The sequence below is a fragment of the Nesterenkonia sandarakina genome (assembly GCF_014138825.1).
GTDB lineage: Bacteria > Actinomycetota > Actinomycetes > Actinomycetales > Micrococcaceae > Nesterenkonia > Nesterenkonia sandarakina.
The window spans coordinates 412,828-430,106 of sequence record NZ_JACJIH010000001.1 but is presented as its reverse complement, the minus strand read 5'-3'; the positions used below and the strand labels follow the sequence as shown (position 1 = coordinate 430,106).

The window sequence follows — 17,279 nt, the reverse complement described above, 5'->3', positions numbered from 1 at the left end:
TCATCGTCGTGCTGGTGGGGTCTGATCGGGTGGGGCCGTGCCGTGAGGTGCTGCTGCTCTGCGGGTCGCTGTCCGCCAGGTTACTGTTCGACCTCGACGCGCAGCACCGAGTTCACCGCCCGGACCACGTCCAGGGCGCGCAGCGTCGCAACCGTGTCGGAGAGGTCCTTCTCCTTGGCCAGGTGCGTGACGATCTGGACCACGGCGCCGCGCTCGCGCGCCGCCTCGGTGTCCACCTCGCCGTCGATCGAGACGCTGCCGGGCTGACGCATGGACTCGATGGAGACGTGGTGATCGGCCAGCACCCGTGCCACCTCGGCGATGACACCCTCCCGGTCCGCGACCACCATGTCAATGTAGTACTGCGTGCGGGCGTCATCCACCGGAAGCGCACGCACCCGCTGAGCGTCTCCATCGGTGCCCGCCGCGCCGGGGCGGTCCGGTCCGCCGTGCAGCCGGCGCGCCACCGAGACCACGTCACCCATGATCGCCGAGGAGGTGGGCAGCCCTCCGGCGCCCTGGCCGTAGAACATGAGTTCCCCGGCGTTCTCGGCCACCACGAAGACGGCGTTGAAGGCCCCGCGCACACTTGCCAGCGGGTGGGTGCGAGGCAGCAGCGTGGGGTGCACGCGCAGGATGGCGCCGTCGTCGTTCTTCTCCACGATCGCCAGCAGCTTGATCACGTAGCCCGAGGCCGCGGCGGCTTCGATGTCGGCGGAGGTGACGGCCGTGATGCCCTCGCAGTAGACGTCATCGATGGTGAAGGGTGCGTGGAAGGCCAGCGCTCCGAGGATGGCGGCCTTGGCGGCCGCGTCATGGCCCTCGACGTCGGCCGTCGGGTCCGCCTCGGCGTAGCCCAGTCGCTGCGCCTCGGCCAGGGCGTCATAGAAGGCGGCGCCGGTGGAGTCCATCTGGTCCAGGATGTAGTTGGTGGTGCCGTTGACGATGCCCATCACCTTGGTGATCCGGTCCCCGGAGAGCGACTCCTGGATCGGACGCAGGATCGGGATCGCACCGCCGACGGCAGCCTCGAAGCGCAGCAGGGCCCCGGATTCGGTGGCTGCCTGGCTGAGCGCGCCGCCCTGGACCGCCAGCAGCGCCTTGTTCCCGGTCACCACGGCGGTGCCGCTGCGCAGCGCCCGCTCCACCAGGGCTCCGGCGGGTTCGAGTCCGCCCATCAGCTCGATGATCAGGTCGGATTCATCCACCAGCGCCTCAGCGTCGGTGGTCAGCAGCTCACCCGGAATCTTCCAGTCCCGTGGGGCTTCGACGTCCCGGACGGCGACCCCGACCAGCTTGATCGGCGCACCGACGCGGGAGGAGATCAGCTCGCGCTCCTCGACCAGGGTGCGTGCGACCTGGGAGCCGACGTTGCCTGCGCCGAGCAGACCGATCTTCAGCGGCTCTGCAGTAGTCCTGGCTGCGGACATCATGACCTCAATCCCTTGTGCCTGTTCGGTTCCCGGCGCTGCGCGTGGGCTCTGGGTCAGCCTGCGGCGAAGCCGGTGTCGCGCCCGAGCATGTCCTGCTCGGTCTCCCGGCGGATGAGCACCTGGGAGGCACCGTCTGCGACGGCGACCACCGCTGGTCGAGTCAGGTAGTTGTAGTTGCTCGAGAGCGAGTGGCAGTACGCGCCGGTGGCGGGAACGGCCAGGAGATCATCCCGTGCCGTCGCCGTCGGCAAGTATACGTTTCGCACCACGATGTCGCCGGACTCGCAGTGTTTGCCCACGATGCGAGACAGCACGTGATCACCGGTGACGCGACGGGACGCGAGCACCGCGGAATAGTCCGCGTCGTAGAGCACGCCGCGGGCGTTGTCGCTCATTCCGCCGTCCACCGCCACGTAGCGGCGGGAGGCGGTGCCGCCGTCGGGAGCGTCCACCTGGACGTCCTTCTGCACGCCGACCCGGTAGAGGGTGATTCCGGCGGGTCCCACGATGGCCCGTCCGGGCTCGATGGAGATCCGCGGCACGCTCAGACCGTGCTCCGCGCAGGCCTGCTTCACGGTGGTCGCCAGCGCCGCGGCGATCGACTCCGGGTCACGCGGGGTGTCGGCCTCGGTGTAGGCGATGCCGTGGCCGCCGCCGAGGTCGAGCTCGGGCAGTTCCACCGCGTGCTCGGCCCGCAGGCTGGCCAGGAAGGTGATCAGCTTCTGTGCGGCGAGCTCGAAGCCGGCCGGTTCGAAGATCTGCGAGCCGATATGGGCGTGCAGTCCGCGCAGTTCGACGCCGGGGAGCTCAAGTGCCCGGGTGGCCGCGGTCCAGGCCGGGGAGCCCAGGTAGGGGTTCGCGGAGCCTGCCTGAGCGGCACCAGGGGCGGGGGTCAGGGAGAGCCCGAACTTCTGGTCCTCATGCGCGGTGGCGATGTATTCATGGGTCGAGGCGTGCACCCCGGGGGTCAGCCGCAGCATGACCGGGGCACGGGTGCCGGCGGCCACGGCGAGGCGGGAGATGCGTTCCAGCTCATCCGAGGAGTCGGCGATGATGCGACCGATCCCGGCGTCCAGGGCACGCTGGATCTCGGCGTCGGACTTGTTGTTCCCGTGCAGTCCGATCTTCTGCGGCGGGACTCCGCCTGCCAGCGCGAGGGCCAGCTCGCCGCCGGAGGCGGTGTCCACGCAGAGCCCCTCGGCCACGGCCCAGCCTGCCACGTGGGTGCTCAGGAACGCCTTGCCGGCGTAGAAGACATCGACCTCGGTCTCCGGGGCAAAGGCTGCGCTGAAGGCTTCCCGGAAGCTGCGGGCCCGGGCCCGGAAGTCTGCCTCGGAGAGCACGTAGAGCGGGGTGCCGTGCTCGGCGGCGAGGGTCTGGACGTCGACCCCGCCGATGACCAGGCGACCTTCCGCGTCGCGATGCGCGTTGCGCGGGAGCAGCGCGGCCTCGAGGTCGTCGGTGTCCCGGCGGGCGCTCAGCCAGGTCGGGGCCAGCGGGTGAGCTTCGGGGGCTGGGCGGAGCGTCTGCTCTTCAGCGGTCTCAGACGTGGAGCTGTTGGCTGTGATGACGGTTCACATCCTTTCGGGGGCGGTGACGCCGAGCAGCGCCAGTCCGTTGCGCAGCACCTGGGCGGTGGCGTCGTTGAGCCAGAGCCGGGTGCGGTTGAGGTCGGTGACCGGGTCCTGCACGCCGTCCGGGCTGACGCTGGGCGCCACTCGGCACACCGCGTACCAGCCGTGGTAGGCGCTGGCCAGGGACTCGAGGTAGCGCGCCACACGGTGGGGTTCGCGCAGCTCGGCGGCGGAGGCCACCACGGAGGTGAAGCGTCCCAGGTGGGCGAGCAGCTCTTCCTCGGTCTCATGGGTGAGCAGGCCGGCGTCGAAGCTCTCCCGGTTTACGCCCGCGGCCTCGGCATTGCGCGCGGCGTTGCGTGACCGAGCGTGGGCGTACTGGACGTAGAAGACCGGGTTGTCATTGGTGCGTGACTGCAGCAGCTCCGGGTCCACGTCGATCGGAGAGTTCGCGGGGAACCGAGCCAGCGTGTAGCGCAGCGCGTCGGCGCCCAGCCATTCGATGAGCTCGGTGAGCTCGATGATGTTGCCCGCCCGCTTGGAGAGCTTCGCGCCCCGGATCGACATCAGCTGGCCGATGAGCACCTCGATGTTGTGCTCCGGATCATCCCCGGCGCAGGCCGCGATGGCCTTCAGCCGGGAGACGTAGCCGTGGTGGTCAGCGCCGAGCAGGTAGATCTTCTCGCTGAAGCCGCGCTCCCGCTTGGAGAGGTAATAGGCGGCGTCGGCGGCGAAGTAGGTGGGCTCGCCGTCGGCCTTGAAGAGCACCCGGTCCTTGTCATCGCCGAAATCGGTGGTGCGCAGCCAGACGGCGCCGTCGCGGTCCTCGATGTGGCCCTGCTCGCGCAGCGTCTCCACGGCGGCGGCGACCTTGCCCTCGGAGTGGAGGGTCTGTTCGGAGTAGAAGACGTCGAAGTGCACACCGAAGGAGCTCAGCGTGTCCTTGATCTGGCCCATCTGCGCCTGGTAGCCCAGTTCGCGCACGATCGGCAGGGCCTGCTCCCGGGGCATCTCCTTGACGTCGGGACGGGCCGCGAGGATCTCCTGGGCGAGCTCCACCACATACTCACCGGGATAGCCGCCCTCCGGGACGTCCTCGCCGTGGATCCGGGAGAGTACCGAGAGCCCGAAGACGTTCATCTGGTTGCCGGCGTCGTTGACGTAGTACTCGTTGGCGACCCTGGCCCCGGAGGCGCGCAGCAGACGACCGATGGCGTCGCCCAGGGCTGCCCAGCGGGTGTGTCCCAGGTGCAGCGGGCCGGTGGGGTTCGCGGAGACGAACTCGAGGTTGACCGTTCGTCCGGCCAGCGCGGTGTTGTGCCCGAAGCTGTCTCCGGCCTCGACGATGGTGCGGGCGAGCTCACCGGCGGCGGCGGAGTCCACGGTGATGTTGATGAACCCGGGCCCGGCGATCTCGACGCGTTCGACGCCGGCCACCTGCTCCAGCCGCGCGCCCAGGATCTCGGCGAACCCACGCGGGGCCATGCCGGCCTTCTTGGCCAGCTGCAGCGCGATGGTGGTGGCCCAGTCGCCGTGCTCGCGGTTCTTGGGGCGCTCGATGACGACGTTCTCGGGGAGATCGACGCTCAGCTCGCCGGCTTCGACAGCCTCGGCGAGCACGCTCTTGACAACGGTGGAGAGTTCTTCGGGAGTCACCGGGACAGTCTACGGGGTCAGTTCCAGATGCCCGGCGTGGGAAGCGCGAGCGCGGCGGAGCGCGGCCGGGGGCGCGGCGGGAGCTGGTCGGCCCCGGGGTCGCTCAGCTGAGCAGCCCCAGCACGCCGCTGACGCTGAGGTAGATCCCAAGCCCTGCCAGGGTCAGGCCGCTGCCCAGCTCGATGCGCCCGGTGACCACCGGGTTGGAGAGCCAGGTGTTCGCCGCGTCCACAAGCAGTACGACGCCGATCAGGTAGAGCCACATGCTCGCGGCCACGGTCCCGCCGAGCACCCCGATCGCGAAGGCCGGAGAGGCCCCGACCGGGGTGAACTGCGGGAACAGCGCCAGGAAGAACAGTCCGACCTTCGGGTTGGTCATGCAGCTTGCCAGCCCGATCAGGAAGGTGCTCCGGAAGCTGGTGGTCTCCCGGCGGGGACGCCGGCCCGCGGGACGCGGGGTCCCGGGAAGCGTTCCGCGAGCGCCGTCGGACTGTTCCGCATCGGAGAGATCACGCTTCGGGGCATCCGTCACCCCCGCCGATGGGTGGGTGGCCACTGGGCGGGTGGCCACTGGGTCGGTCGTCACTGGGTCGGTCGCCACTGCGGACGGCTGGGGATCGTGATGGCCGCCCACCAGCGCTGGAACCCTGGCCCCAGCCCGTGCACGCGGATGGGATCGCAGCGTGAGCCGGGCGCTGCGCACGGCGCGCAGACCCAGGAAGATCACGTAGAGCCCACCGATGAGGCTCAACAGCTCATAGGCCACCGGGGAGGCCTGGAAGAGCGCCGCCAGACCCGTGGCCGCCAGCGCCGCCCAGATCAGCGCAGCCACCGAGGATCCGGTGGCCGCACCCAGGCCGGCCCGGCGTGAGAGCAGCGCATTGCGCAGCGAGAGCATGGTGTCCTGCCCCGGTGTCACCGCCAGGACCGCGGAGACGGCAAGCAGACCGAGGTAGCTGGAGAGTGTCATGGCTCCATGGTCTCGCCACTCATTCATCAGAACAAGCAGATAATCGCGTTGCACTGTTCGGCATTACCGAATTTGAGCCAGACTGATTCCATGTTGAATCCACACAGGCTGCGTGTGCTGCAGTCGGTCATCGCCGCAGGCTCGATCCAGGGCGCGGCCCGCAGCCTGCACTACTCCCCCGCCACGGTCAGCCAGCACATGAGCAGCCTCGCTCAGGAGACTCGCCTGAAGCTCTTCGAGCGCACCGGCCGCGGACTCACCGCAACCGCTGCGGCGCTGTCCCTCGCCCAGGCCAGCACATCGGTGCTGCAGAACCTCGATGAGCTGGACCGCCTGGTGGAGAACCTGCGCGTGGGCAGGTCCCGTCACCTGGTGCTCGCCAGCTTCAGCTCTGCAGCCAAGGAATGGCTCCCTCAGGTCGTCGCCGCCCTGCGCGCGAAGGAACCTGACCTGACCGTGCAGATCAGTCTGAACGAGCCCTACACCGAGAAGTCCGGACACCCGGTGGACATCGACATTCGCAATGAGTCCCCACTGGAGCCCGAGAAGCACTTCCCCGGCTGCCAGCGCCACCTGCTGCGCGATGAGGACTTCGCGGTCGTGCTGCCGGCCCAGCACTCATTGGCGAAGGCTGAGACGGTGGAGGTTCACGAGCTCAGCGACCAGATGTGGGTGGACCATGACATCCAGGACAGCCCCAATGGGCGGATGATCCGCACCGCCTGCCAGGCGGCCGGTTTCGTCCCGCAGTTCGCCGCCCGACTCGATGACCACAATGCCGCCCTCTCCCTGGTGGCCGCCGGTCTGGGGATCACAGTACTCCCGCATCTGGCGCTGCGCGATCTCCCCCGGGGCACCGTGGCCCGGCCGTTGCGCAACCCCACAGTGCAGCGCAGGATCGTCGCGCACGTGCGCCAGGACCGCGCGGGTGAGGAGCTCGTCGTCGAGGCGCTGAAGGTGCTGCGCCTCCAGGCCCAGCAGTCCTGAGAACTCCTCGGCGGAGAACCCTTGACTCCACCCGGCCACAGGCTTAACGTACAACCAAATGGTTATACATCACGAGGTTTCACCGTTGCGTGACGACCAGGTGGATCGGATCTTCCGGGCCCTGGCAGACGCCACCCGCAGGGACATCGTCCGGCGCACCTTGGGGGCCGAGGCTTCGGTCTCCGCCCTGGCCGCGCTCTACGAGATGTCCTTCGCCGCCGTGCAGAAGCACGTCAGCGTCCTTGAAAGTGCTGACCTGGTCACCAAACGCCGGCAAGGGCGCGAGCGCCTGGTCCGCGGCAATCCCGACACCCTCCGTGAAGCTCAGGCGCTGCTCGACGAGTACGCGCTGATCTGGAAGGGCCGCATCTCCCGCCTGGACGCAGTCCTGGCGGAGGACTCGCAGCATGACTCCAGTGGGGGCTCCTGACACCAGAAAGGCTCGCCATGCCCATCACCTCCGTCACCCAAGACACCGATGCACTGACCATGACCGTGGTCTCCGACTTCCCCGTCCCGGTCCAGCGACTCTGGGACGCCTACGCAGACCCCCGGATGCTCGAGCGGTTCTGGGGGCCCGCCGAGTGGCCTGCCACCTTCACCCGGCATGACTTCCGCCCCGGGGGCCGTTCGCACTACTGGATGACCGGGCCAGACGGGACTCGGTCCTGCGGCTACTGGGAGTTCCTCGCGATGGACCACGGGCGCTCCTTCGAGGTCGCCGATGGCTTCGCGGATGAGTCGGGCACACCGAATCCCGAGATGCCGCGGCTGCGGATGACCCTGGGCTTCGAGGCCACTGCGGAAGGCTCCCGACTGACGACGACGACCTGGTTCAGCTCCGCCGAAGACCTTCGGCAGCTCCTGGAGATGGGCATGGAGGAGGGCATGACCTCCGCGATGGGCCAGATGGATGCGGTGCTGCAGGACCTCTCCTCCTTCGCGGCAGGCAAGGGCGTCCAGACCCAGGTGCTCACCGAGACCGTGGTCCGGTTCAGCCGGATCATCCGCGGCACCCCGGAGCAGGTCCGTCAGGCACACCGGGATCCGCAGCTGCTGCGCCGCTGGCTGCTGGGCCCCGACGGTTGGCGGATGTCGGACTGCCAGGTCGCGACCACGGTGGGCGAGAGCTACCGCTTCGCCTGGGAGAAGGAAGCCGACGGCTCGGGCGGATTCGCGATGACCGGGAAGCTGATCGAGCTGGAGGAGCCCTACCGTGAGGTCACCACGGAGTCCATGGAGGGCGTCCCCGGTGAGCCGAACATCAATGATCAGACACTCACAGCGCTCGACGGCGGCACGCTGCTCACCCTGGTGGTCACCTACCCCAGCCCGGAGGTTCGGGACATGATCCTGGAGACCGGCATGACCGAGGGCATGGAGGCCAGCTATCGCCGACTCGAAGAGATGCTGACGCCAGCCAGAAGCTGACCCGTCGTTCCTCTCCGACACCAGAGCCCCATCATGAAAGCCAGGGATGCCGCCATGCCACAGCGATTCACCCTCACCCTTCCGATCAGCGACCGGCACCGGTCACACCGGTTCTACCGAGAAGGCCTGGGGCTGGACACCATCGGCGAGCTGGCCCAGGACGGCCTCCCGGAACCGCTGCAATTCCAGCTCTCCGGCGAGGTCTGCCTGTGCCTGGTCCCTGCGGAGGGACTCGGCTGGGTCCTCGGTGACCGTGAGCTCTCCCCCGCCGGGCTCAGCGAATGCCTGCTGGGAATGGCGCTCACCGACGCCGAGCAGGTCAGCGCGATGACCGACCAGCTCCTGGCAGCCGGGGGCACTCTGCTGAGCGCGCCCACCCGCCAGCCCTGGGGTTTCGAATCGATCGTGGCGGACCCGGATGCTCACGCCTGGCAGCTCTACGTGGGCTGAGCTCGTCCGACGGGCAGCACTCGCGACGACAGGACTGGACTGCGCTGTCTGCTCCCGCCGCCGAGGCCCGTCTACCCTCCCCACCAACCGAAGGTTCGGTGCGCCGCGTAGAAGAGGAAGAAGACACCCATGGGTGGAGCCATGATGGCGGGGAGTATCAGGAGGGAGCCCTCCGGGGGCAGAATCTCCTTGTCGCCCACGAAGGGGGTGCTGCGACGGATGAGCTATGCCGCGCGATTGCGGTGGATGAACAACAAAACGCCACCCACAATCAGAAATAGACCCGCGACCCAAAGCATCCAAAGCGGCTCATCCATAGCTTCACGCTACTCGGATAGCCGCCGGTCTGTCTTATCAAAGACACCGTGGCTATCGACGTGGATGATGTGGGGTTCTAGGGCGCGCCCTCGGGATTCTCGTCGTTGTCCCGCTTCTTGCTGTCCTCGCTGAAGCCCGCCGCTAGGGCGATACCGATGGAAAGACCGAAAGCAACGCCGATGCCGATGTTGTCGAAGACGACCATTCCCATGATCGCGCCGAAAGGCACCCCTAAAGCGATCCCGTAGGCAATGTGATTCGAACTCACGTCCTTGGCCATGCTCTCAGCCTAGACGTTGCGGGAGGAAGAACTTCCACGGTCTGCCCCGCGCTGCGCGGTGGTGACGGCGGCGCGATCACCATCACTGTTCTCATCCTCGCCGTTCTCATCCTTCTCGCCGCGGGGCTGACGCACCAGCAGGTAGGTCGCGCCGAAGAGCAACAGGCCGGCGCCGATGGCGGCGGGGATGGCCCATTCCTCACCGACCAGGTCATCCAAGAACGACCTGGCCGGAGATTCGGGATCAATCAGCGCCACCACGACGAACGCGGTCACCACGAACGTGGCCAGGATCGTGCCCAGGCGCTGCCACCACCGCGACGCTCCCACCTTCTGCAGCGAATGACCGGCCTTGGCGACCTGCTTCGCGCGCAGAACCCGCAGCGCGCCGACACTGCGAAGCAGCCGCAGCAGCTGCATCGGGCCGATGCTGAAGACCACGGCGACGACAACGAGCCCGCTTAGGCCCACCAGCCACCAGTTGCGCAGCAGCCAGTCGATCTTCCTGGGTGAGACCAGGAACAGCACAAACGTCTCGGCGATGAGCACGACGCTGGTGATCCAGAGCCCGACGTGTCCGATCATCTCGAAGGGCTCGTCCAGCAGAGTGAGGAAGACCGCGGGCACGGAGACGACGGCGGCGATCAGCACCGGCCAGGCCAGCCGGTCTTCCCATCGTTCCTGGAGCTCCTCGGCGCGTTCCTGGGAGGCTCTGCCGCTCGCAGTCTCGGCGAGCTCCCGGGCGGCGGCCGAGGTGCGCCTCCTCGTCGACTCGGATCCGCGCTCGTCTTCCTCCTGGGCGGGTGCGGTGTTCATAGACCCAGGTTAGGGGCTTTTCCTGCTCAGGCCTCAGTCAGAGAGGTACCGTTGCAGCACGGTCTCTCGCATCGCCAACTTCTGCATCGACGCCGCGGACCCCTTCGCCCAGGCCACATGGTGGACCCGGGCCCTCGAGGACTTCATCATCGATCCCACCGCCAAGCCCGAGGACGCCGAGGTCGCCCTGTTCGGGCCCAAGGGCAGGAGCCTGATCTTCCTGCGGGTGCCCGAGGCGAAGACGGTGAAGAACCGGATGCATTTCTGCATCCGCGCGGTGGCGAGCAGCCGCGACGAAGAAGTCGAACGCCTGCTGACCCTCGGCGCGACGATGAGCAGCGACCTCCGGGAACCCGACCACGGGTGGGCCGTCCTGCTGGACCCGGAGGGCAATGAGTTCTGCGTTCTGACTGCCGATGCTGAGTCAGCGGGCATCGACTCCTGAGCGCAGGCGACATCTGAGAGGCGCCTACGCGACGGCCCTCGGTGGGACACACCCGTGATCGGGATTCCCTAGTGACTAAAGTTCATATAGCATTCCGGCCAGCACATAATGTGACGCCGACCACTGGATGACTATGCAGAAGATGCCGCTTTCGCTGACCACCCGACTCATTCGAGCCCTGCGACGCCATGCCATTGATGGCCTTCCGCATGAGGCCACCTTGGAGGGGTACAAGGTCCGCGTGCGGGGAGTCGATCTGCGCACCGGCGACGCCGCGAGCTATGGCAGCCCGAGCATCGAGGTGTGGTACGGCTCGTTCAGCCATGCGGCACCCTTCGAGATCCTTGACAGCTCGTGGCCAGACGCACAGTGGAACATGCTGCAGATGGCATTGAGCCAGTGCTTGAATCTTGGGCCCCGGCGCGACCAGCGGCGCTGGGGGCTCCCCCTGCTTGCGCGCTCCGCCGGCTGAATCGGGCTGGCCTGGGCGCGCGAAGCCCGAGCACGGACCCGTTCCTGCCGGCGGGATCGGCGCAGAGCAGCGGCGTGGTGCGCCTGCGGTGCGTCTGCACCGTGGTGTCCACCCGGCTGAGGAATGATACAAAAAAGGTCCGCATCCCTCGAATGACAAGGATGCGGACCTTCTTCTGACTGGTGCCCCCGGCAGGATTCGAACCTGCGACTTCTGGTACCGGAAACCAACGGACAAGATAGAATAGAGCCGTAGATCGCCTTAAATACAGGGATCGTGAGACGATAGCGATCCAAGGCCATCTATGGAATGGCTACACCAATGGCTACACCTGGGAGTGAGCATGGCACGGGGTAAAGGTGACGGTGGCGTCTGGCAAGACTCACGAGGGCTATGGCGAGCATCCGTCGAGCTACCACCTTCCGTAGAGAACGGACAGCTGAAGCGCCGGCGCAAGGTCGTCTCCTCCAAGAACAAGAAGATCCTGATGCAGAAGCTCCGTGAAGCCCAGAAGGATCTGGCCCAACGCGGAGACCTCTCCACACGGGTCATCACCTTGGACGCCTGGCTCACGAAATGGATCAATGACATCGCACCGACTACGCGTACACCCAAGACCATGGAGGCCTACCGGAGCACGCTGAACGCGCAGGTGAGACCCCGGCTGGGCGCTCGCCGGCTCGACCAGCTGACCCCGGGGATGATCCGCGACGCGGTCCAAGACATTCAAGCGACCCGATCCTCCGGGACGGCACGCAACGCTCACAGCTACCTCTCCGCGGTCCTCACTGACGCCGTCAACGACGGATGGATCAACAGCCACCCCATGGAGAACCTGCCTCTACCGCGAGCGAAGCGCAAGACCGCTCAGGCCCTCGATGTCGAACAAGCGGTGAATCTGCTCCGGTGGCTAGGTCAACAGATGGACAAGCCCACAAGCGATGATCTAACGCAAGGACTGGCCCCTTTGTGGGTGACGTACCTGCTCACCGGTGCGCGGCGCGGCGAGCTTCTCGGTCTCACCACAGACCGGGTCACCGAAGATGAGCTGCACCTCGAGTGGCAGTTGCAGAGATTCAACCCTGAAGCAATCGCGAAGGCGCCGGCGGACTACGAGTATGAGCACATGCACGGGCACTTCTACCGGGTGAGGCCCAAGTCCAAAGCTGGCTGGCGCTCCTACCCGCTCGTGGAGCCGCTGCGATCGTTCCTCCATCGAGTCGTGGCGGACTCACCCACCGATGGCCTGCTTTTCAGGCGCCCAGATGGAACACCCTGGGACCCCGACCACATCACCGACCGATGGGCAGACATGCTTAAAGCGGCGGGGATCAAGGATCACGTCACGCTGCACGGCGCTCGGCACACGGTGGTGGACCTTCTCTACATCCTCGAGGTGCCGGAGCCGATCATTATGGAGATCGTCGGACACAGTTCCCGCCAGGTCACCCGCGGGTACCGATCCAAGTACGGGCCCGCGGTGCAGCGAGCTATGGAGCAGATGTCACACCTGATGCAGACGGGCGCCACACCCCAGCTCGCGTCCTATGCCGCGGGATGAGCTGGGCGGGTTGGCACTCACACCTCCATTGAAGACTCGAAGGGACTATGGCAAGTTGTATCCGGAGCGAGTGCCTCGATCAGTCATGACCACAAAGAGTTTTCGATGACCCTGGGAGCGGCTCGCCCCAAGAGAGAACCATATTCCTTCATTGATGATTAGTTGATAGATAATGGCTAGGTATCTACGATGCTCAGTGCTTCAGCCAAGGCATCTAAATGATTGGGGCAGCAGAATTGACCAAAGTCAATGCGATCCGAGCTGAGCTTGGCGTCTTTGGATTGATGGTCTTCTTCGCGCTATCTATAACGCAGACAGAAAATGGCCTGGGGTTCGGATTCTCCATCGGAGCGTTAGCAGCAGGAATTTGGTTGCTAGTTGTGTCTTCAGTGAAACCAGATGACTGGATTGAGGGTGACGACTGGCCTCGCAAAAGCATCCACACCCGTGCTTGCGCCCGCCTACTTGGGGTCGGACTGATGGGCGTTTCACTGCCGGATCTGATCTCACGGTTGCAAAACCAGCTCTCCGAGTACTCTGCGAGTCCCATCGTAATGATCGTGGGCTTCGTCGTGAGCTGGGTTATGGCATGGCTTTTTCTTGGTGCGGCGCACAGCAAGAGTCGTTTACCGCGCAGTCCAGCGTGCGTTCAGTGCGGCAGGTGAGGGTCTTACCGGCGCTATACCCTGGCATGCTGGCTTTCCGCTCGCTTAGGACCTTGGTGCTCCACTCCTTATCAGCGACGGAGACGACCGGGTTGCACCTCGTATTCGAGGGCCCGTTCGTAGTAAAGGCGCACGAAGCAGCTTGGGAACTTCTCCAGTCACTCGGCAGCGCGACTTCGGGAACTACGAATCGCGGCGTGGCATCATGGGCCCATGCCAGACCGATCCCCCGCTGTGGACTCGTTCGTCGCCAAGATGCTCGATGCCCACACTAGGCAGCACGGAGAGCCTGACGAGGTGCAGCGCGAGTACCTTCACGCGCTGGCCGCGGACCTCGTGGAGCAACTTCAGGTGCCGACGTTCTACGCCTCGGCATCACGGTACGGCCACCCCTCGAGTTTCACTGCGAACCGGGCAAATGCGGTCGAGGACGCCTTGTTCCCGGATTCGTGGGTGGTTCGCCGGTTCCAGACCGGACCCGAGCGCGACGAGTGACGCTCTAGTTTCGCCAGGTCAGGGGCGGGTACGGTGGCCCAATGAGGTTCAAAGTCGGCACTGCCCTACTGTTCGCGGCTGCAGCTTTGGCTGGCGCGTCCGCCATAGACCGGCATCAGGGCGAAGGCTTCACCATCCAAACTGTCGGGCTGGTTGCGTGCTTCATATGCTTCGCCTCTGTCGGCCTGCTCAATCTCTGCGATCACAGACGCCAGCAAAGACGGGACAGGGAGGCCTAACCCTTCCCCCGGAGCGGCCAGGTTTCGTGTCATAGGGCTCCGGCACGATATGAGCCGTGCAACCGCCTCGCCCGCTCCCCAGGATCCGGATCTACGGTGAGCACAATGTCAACCCTGACGAGGTGGTCTCGACCCCGTACGGCCGCGAGCCCTACGTCCGGGTGGAGCTCCCCGACCTGGGCACCGTCGACGCGAAAGTGCGCCGCTGGACCAAGACACGGGTGCTGATCCTATGGGAGACCGAGCACCACGACAAGCAATCCGCATGGGTGCCCGCCGAATGGGTCACCAGGATCAGCCGGGCAGAGTCTCGGTGGCAGGACCCCTACGACCTGTGAGTCCAGGAAGCGCGTTGCCACTACACCTTCGTGTATTCGCCCACGCTCATGAACATCGAGCCAATGCTATGAATGACGTTCTCCATGGCCTCGGGGGTGATATTCCCGGCCGGCACCTGGGAGAAATCAATACTAGTGGGGTGAAGTGCGATCACCTTGAACGGCTGAATCCGAGCTTGGGGTGAGAGTCCTAGCTCCTCGTAGTTTCCGATTCGCACCTCTCCCGGCCGAAGATGCTTTGAACCGTTGCCGTGGGTGTATACGGGAACCACGAGGATTGAGCTGTCGCCGTCACTAAAGCTGTTCCAGCCGAGAACTACCACCGGTCGTGTCTTACCTTTTGAATCGCGCTCACCCGGATGAGGCGGCGAATCGTTATAGGGGATGAACGCCCATCGAACTTGCCCGACGGAGATCATCCGCAACCCGACCACTGAAGCGAAACCCTATCTAGTCGTCGTACGTCGACGCTAGGTAGTTCGCAGCATGAATATCGTGCTCGTCTACTGGCCGCAGGTCGCTGGCTTCGGGCACCTCAGCTGAGGGGGCGCACCCCCGTGCGTAATCGTCGGAGAGGTTCGAAAGCGTCCCCCTCAATGTCGCAAGGGCGCTGGAACGCCCACGGTTCCTCGCTGGCATCGTTACCCATGAGTCTCGTTCTCGAGAGTCATCCTGCGTCGCGGGGACTCGCGCCTCTGCCAAGACTGACGTCACAGAACTCACCGCATTCCTTCCATAATCGTGGACGAAACTAACTCGCTAGCTTCGTCAGCACTACGCGCAGTTCCAAACAGACTCTGCACGTCGTTTATTTCGCCCTTGGTTGAGGGTCGAATGAAGTTGTCCATGAATACACTCAGCGCCGGCAGAGACTGTCGGTCTTCGTTGTCGAGGCTAGTGAGGGCTCTGGAGCCCCCTGCTCGGCCAACACGCGGATCTTCGACGCGCATCGCCAACTCTGATCCGTTGACGATACCCCACTCTGACTGCACCAGGAAGCCTGGGGTGGAGAAGTCGGCCAATATCGCGGCGTCGTAGGGAACGACCGACACATCCGGTGTACCGGCGGCACGAGCAGAGAAGCGTGCAGTCTCGGCCTCATAGTCAGCGCTAGGTAGCTCGCCGGATATCGCTTGTGAACTGTAGGCGAGCGTGATGCCCTCGGGCTTCAAGGTTTCGAATATTCCTTCAACGACATGAGTCGTTGCCTCGAGGTCCAAGTGGGGGACGCGGCCATTCAGAAGTGTCAACGAATCTCTAGTCGCGGTCACCTTCAAGTACAAGTCCTCTACAGCGACTCCAACAGAGTCATCCTGATCTCGAAAAGCTACTGGCTCCACATTGTCTTGAAGCCACTGTAGGAGCTCTAGACGACGGGCACTGAAGGCGATGATCGGAGTCCACTCGAACCGGTACGCAGTTGTCCAAGTCTCCATGGCTCAAATATACAGCGGTACCGGACGCACCCCCGAACAGACACGAAAGCCGCCCCACCCTTGTTTGAGGGTGGGGCGGCAGTGTGTGGTGCGGCGCTACAGCGGCGTGGCCGCGACTTAGAGTCAGTTGGACTCGTCAGGCCTGGGTCTCGCTGGTGATGGGCGGCTTGGGGTCGCGCTCGGGTGCGGTGACCTTGGACCGGGCGTAGAGGCCAGTGGCGACCGCGACGACGGCGGTCACCAGCCCCATGACGGCGGCGTTCTGCTCATCGGTGATCTCGAGCCCGAACGCCATGAGCACCGGGCCCACAGCGGCAACCAGTGCCACGATGGCCGCGGAGAGCGCGACCGGCTCCTTCTTCTTCGGGGTGTTCTGAGGCATTGGTGTCTCCTAGAGGTAGGCGGGTCGGATGTCGTTGAGCCATCCGAAGATGCCTCGTGTGGTCTGGGGTCCGGGGATCCCGTCGATCGCGCCGGCGTACCGGTCGACGCTCTTGAGGAAGGTCTGGAACCTCTTCCAGATCTCGACCTGGGTCTCAGGTCCACGCATCCCGTGGCGGCCGCGGAGCCACCGGCTGATCTGCTGCAGCCGACCCCACGGAGTGACCGACTCGGTGCCGTAGCCTGCCCGCCGGAGCGCTTCGACCAGCGCGAACTTGGTGTTGTCGTAGGCGTTGTCCTCCCACAGTTGGTCGTTGAGGCGCTGCTGGATGGGCCGCTCGGGCCAGCTGGTCTTGTCCGCGTAGGAGTCCGCCGGGGCGCTCGGCTTCGGCGCGGATGGCTTCGCAGTTTCCCCGCCTGGGATGGTGAGCTTCTGGCCGACCTGCAGGAGGTTCGGGTTCGCCAGGTTGTTCGCCGTGGCGAGCGTGCCCACGCTGACGCTGTACTGCGCCGCGATGGCCGACAGGGTCTCCCCCGCCTTGACCGTGTGCGCTCGGTCGCCAGTAGCGGTCGCCGCGGGTGCCGTGACCTTACCGGCAGGAATGTCCATCCCACCGGTTGGGATCAGTCGGCGGATCTCTGGGCCGGCGCAGGAGGTGGAGGCGCCGCGCAGGTTGCCGTGGTCCACCGGCCGGGTGGCGAGATTCGGGTAGCGGTTGTCCTTCATCCATCGGCAGAGGTTGCGGAAGGCGGCGATGGCCTTTGCGCTGGGCCGCTCGTTGTTGCCGAGGATGAATAGCACCGCGGTCACCCGGTAGTTGGCATCCGCGAAGCTGGGCGAGGCGGAGTGCGCGCCAGCGAAGCTGAGCCCGGCGCAGGTGAAGATCCGTCCAGCCTGGTCGACGGCCATCGGATAGCCGATGTCAGCCCAGCCCAGGTGATTCACGTGGTAGTTGCGATAGGCGCGCAGCCGGGCGGCTGACTGCGCCAGGGTGGGCTCGGGTCCGTAGGTGACGGGACCGTCCGCCGGGTAGTGCGGGGCGACCGTGCGGACCACGTTGGGATCCAGTCGACGGGAGGGGAACCGGGCGAAGCCAGGTGCGGTGTCGGTCCATGCAGACCGAGGCAGAATGGTGAAGCTCATGGGTTAGCCCTCCTCGGCTTCTGGGATCTCGATCTCCACGTCCTCGGCGTCCTCTGGCAGATCGCCCTCGGCGCCGTCGAACTCGGGCTCAGGTGCTTCGTCCTCGCGGTCGACGTCTTCGAGGTATCCGGCCTTGTGGTGGACCTCGAGCTCTTCCTCGGCTGGTAGCTGCTTGCTCATCTGTGCCT

At 65.7% G+C, this 17,279-nt stretch carries 20 protein-coding genes; 9 read left to right on the top strand and 11 right to left on the bottom strand.

All coding sequences use genetic code 11. From position 1 onward, the window contains the following. Positions 1–80: 80 nt before the first annotated feature. The 4 genes from HNR24_RS02010 to HNR24_RS01995 form a co-directional block, all read right to left on the bottom strand. Positions 81–1,430, bottom strand: a complete 1,350-nt coding sequence (locus HNR24_RS02010) for a homoserine dehydrogenase (RefSeq protein WP_182496056.1) — start codon at positions 1,428–1,430, stop codon at positions 81–83. A gap of 56 nt (positions 1,431–1,486) precedes the next feature. Continuing rightward, positions 1,487–2,929 (bottom strand): diaminopimelate decarboxylase, encoded by a 1,443-nt coding sequence (gene lysA, locus HNR24_RS02005; protein ID WP_220477280.1) that lies wholly within the window; start codon positions 2,927–2,929, stop codon positions 1,487–1,489. Positions 2,930–3,007: 78 nt separating this feature from the next. After that, the gene (argS, locus tag HNR24_RS02000) at positions 3,008–4,663 is read right to left on the bottom strand and encodes an arginine--tRNA ligase (RefSeq protein ID WP_182494874.1); all 1,656 of its coding nucleotides are present in this window, start codon (positions 4,661–4,663) and stop codon (positions 3,008–3,010) included. 103 nt (positions 4,664–4,766) lie between these two features. Further along, complete coding sequence (locus tag HNR24_RS01995) at positions 4,767–5,633, bottom strand: LysE family translocator (RefSeq protein ID WP_182494873.1); 867 nt, start codon at positions 5,631–5,633, stop codon at positions 4,767–4,769. Between the two features lie 90 nt (positions 5,634–5,723). On the opposite strand from HNR24_RS01995, the gene HNR24_RS01990 reads away from it, so the two are divergent. Genes HNR24_RS01990 through HNR24_RS01975 form a run of 4 tightly spaced genes read left to right on the top strand, consistent with a single transcriptional unit; the run spans position 5,724 to position 8,501 of the window. After that, the gene (locus tag HNR24_RS01990) at positions 5,724–6,620 is read left to right on the top strand and encodes a LysR family transcriptional regulator (protein WP_182494872.1); all 897 of its coding nucleotides are present in this window, start codon (positions 5,724–5,726) and stop codon (positions 6,618–6,620) included. Between the two features lie 58 nt (positions 6,621–6,678). Continuing rightward, positions 6,679–7,050, top strand: a complete 372-nt coding sequence (locus HNR24_RS01985; protein ID WP_058888941.1) for an ArsR/SmtB family transcription factor — start codon at positions 6,679–6,681, stop codon at positions 7,048–7,050. Positions 7,051–7,067: 17 nt separating this feature from the next. Next, the gene (locus HNR24_RS01980) at positions 7,068–8,051 is read left to right on the top strand and encodes an SRPBCC family protein (protein ID WP_182494871.1); all 984 of its coding nucleotides are present in this window, start codon (positions 7,068–7,070) and stop codon (positions 8,049–8,051) included. A gap of 54 nt (positions 8,052–8,105) precedes the next feature. Next, entirely contained in the window at positions 8,106–8,501 is a 396-nt protein-coding gene (locus HNR24_RS01975; protein WP_058888939.1) for a VOC family protein, read from the top strand. A 394-nt stretch (positions 8,502–8,895) separates the two neighbouring features. Here the strand turns inward: HNR24_RS01975 and HNR24_RS01970 are convergent, their stop codons facing one another. Continuing rightward, the gene (locus tag HNR24_RS01970; RefSeq protein WP_058888938.1) at positions 8,896–9,099 is read right to left on the bottom strand and encodes a glycine zipper domain-containing protein; all 204 of its coding nucleotides are present in this window, start codon (positions 9,097–9,099) and stop codon (positions 8,896–8,898) included. Between the two features lie 9 nt (positions 9,100–9,108). Continuing rightward, positions 9,109–9,915, bottom strand: coding sequence for a hypothetical protein (locus HNR24_RS01965; protein WP_182494870.1), 807 nt, complete (start codon positions 9,913–9,915; stop codon positions 9,109–9,111). 22 nt (positions 9,916–9,937) lie between these two features. On the opposite strand from HNR24_RS01965, the gene HNR24_RS01960 reads away from it, so the two are divergent. The 5 genes from HNR24_RS01960 to HNR24_RS01940 all read left to right on the top strand — a co-directional run bounded on the left by HNR24_RS01960 (position 9,938) and on the right by HNR24_RS01940 (position 14,130). Further along, a complete protein-coding gene (locus HNR24_RS01960; RefSeq protein ID WP_220477278.1) occupies positions 9,938–10,360 on the top strand; it encodes a VOC family protein in 423 nt (140 codons plus the stop codon). 127 nt (positions 10,361–10,487) lie between these two features. Beyond that, positions 10,488–10,832 (top strand): hypothetical protein, encoded by a 345-nt coding sequence (locus HNR24_RS01955; protein WP_157075461.1) that lies wholly within the window; start codon positions 10,488–10,490, stop codon positions 10,830–10,832. 343 nt (positions 10,833–11,175) lie between these two features. Next, complete coding sequence (locus HNR24_RS01950) at positions 11,176–12,393, top strand: tyrosine-type recombinase/integrase (RefSeq protein ID WP_182494869.1); 1,218 nt, start codon at positions 11,176–11,178, stop codon at positions 12,391–12,393. Positions 12,394–13,271: 878 nt separating this feature from the next. Continuing rightward, the gene (locus HNR24_RS01945) at positions 13,272–13,553 is read left to right on the top strand and encodes a hypothetical protein (protein ID WP_182494868.1); all 282 of its coding nucleotides are present in this window, start codon (positions 13,272–13,274) and stop codon (positions 13,551–13,553) included. A 361-nt stretch (positions 13,554–13,914) separates the two neighbouring features. Beyond that, a complete protein-coding gene (locus HNR24_RS01940) occupies positions 13,915–14,130 on the top strand; it encodes a hypothetical protein (RefSeq protein WP_182494867.1) in 216 nt (71 codons plus the stop codon). Between the two features lie 20 nt (positions 14,131–14,150). On the opposite strand, the gene HNR24_RS01935 is transcribed toward HNR24_RS01940, so the two are convergent. The 5 genes from HNR24_RS01935 to HNR24_RS01915 all read right to left on the bottom strand — a co-directional run bounded on the left by HNR24_RS01935 (position 14,151) and on the right by HNR24_RS01915 (position 17,271). Continuing rightward, on the bottom strand, positions 14,151–14,549 hold the full coding sequence (locus HNR24_RS01935) for a type II toxin-antitoxin system PemK/MazF family toxin (RefSeq protein ID WP_182494866.1): 399 nt from the start codon (positions 14,547–14,549) through the stop codon (positions 14,151–14,153). A gap of 300 nt (positions 14,550–14,849) precedes the next feature. After that, the gene (locus tag HNR24_RS01930; protein ID WP_182494865.1) at positions 14,850–15,566 is read right to left on the bottom strand and encodes a hypothetical protein; all 717 of its coding nucleotides are present in this window, start codon (positions 15,564–15,566) and stop codon (positions 14,850–14,852) included. 136 nt (positions 15,567–15,702) lie between these two features. Further along, positions 15,703–15,948: a hypothetical protein gene (locus tag HNR24_RS01925; RefSeq protein WP_182494864.1), complete on the bottom strand. Its 246-nt coding sequence runs from the start codon at positions 15,946–15,948 to the stop codon at positions 15,703–15,705. A 9-nt stretch (positions 15,949–15,957) separates the two neighbouring features. Further along, positions 15,958–17,091 (bottom strand): LysM peptidoglycan-binding domain-containing protein, encoded by a 1,134-nt coding sequence (locus HNR24_RS01920; RefSeq protein ID WP_182494863.1) that lies wholly within the window; start codon positions 17,089–17,091, stop codon positions 15,958–15,960. A gap of 3 nt (positions 17,092–17,094) precedes the next feature. Then, positions 17,095–17,271, bottom strand: a complete 177-nt coding sequence (locus tag HNR24_RS01915) for a hypothetical protein (RefSeq protein ID WP_182494862.1) — start codon at positions 17,269–17,271, stop codon at positions 17,095–17,097. Positions 17,272–17,279 lie beyond the last annotated feature (8 nt).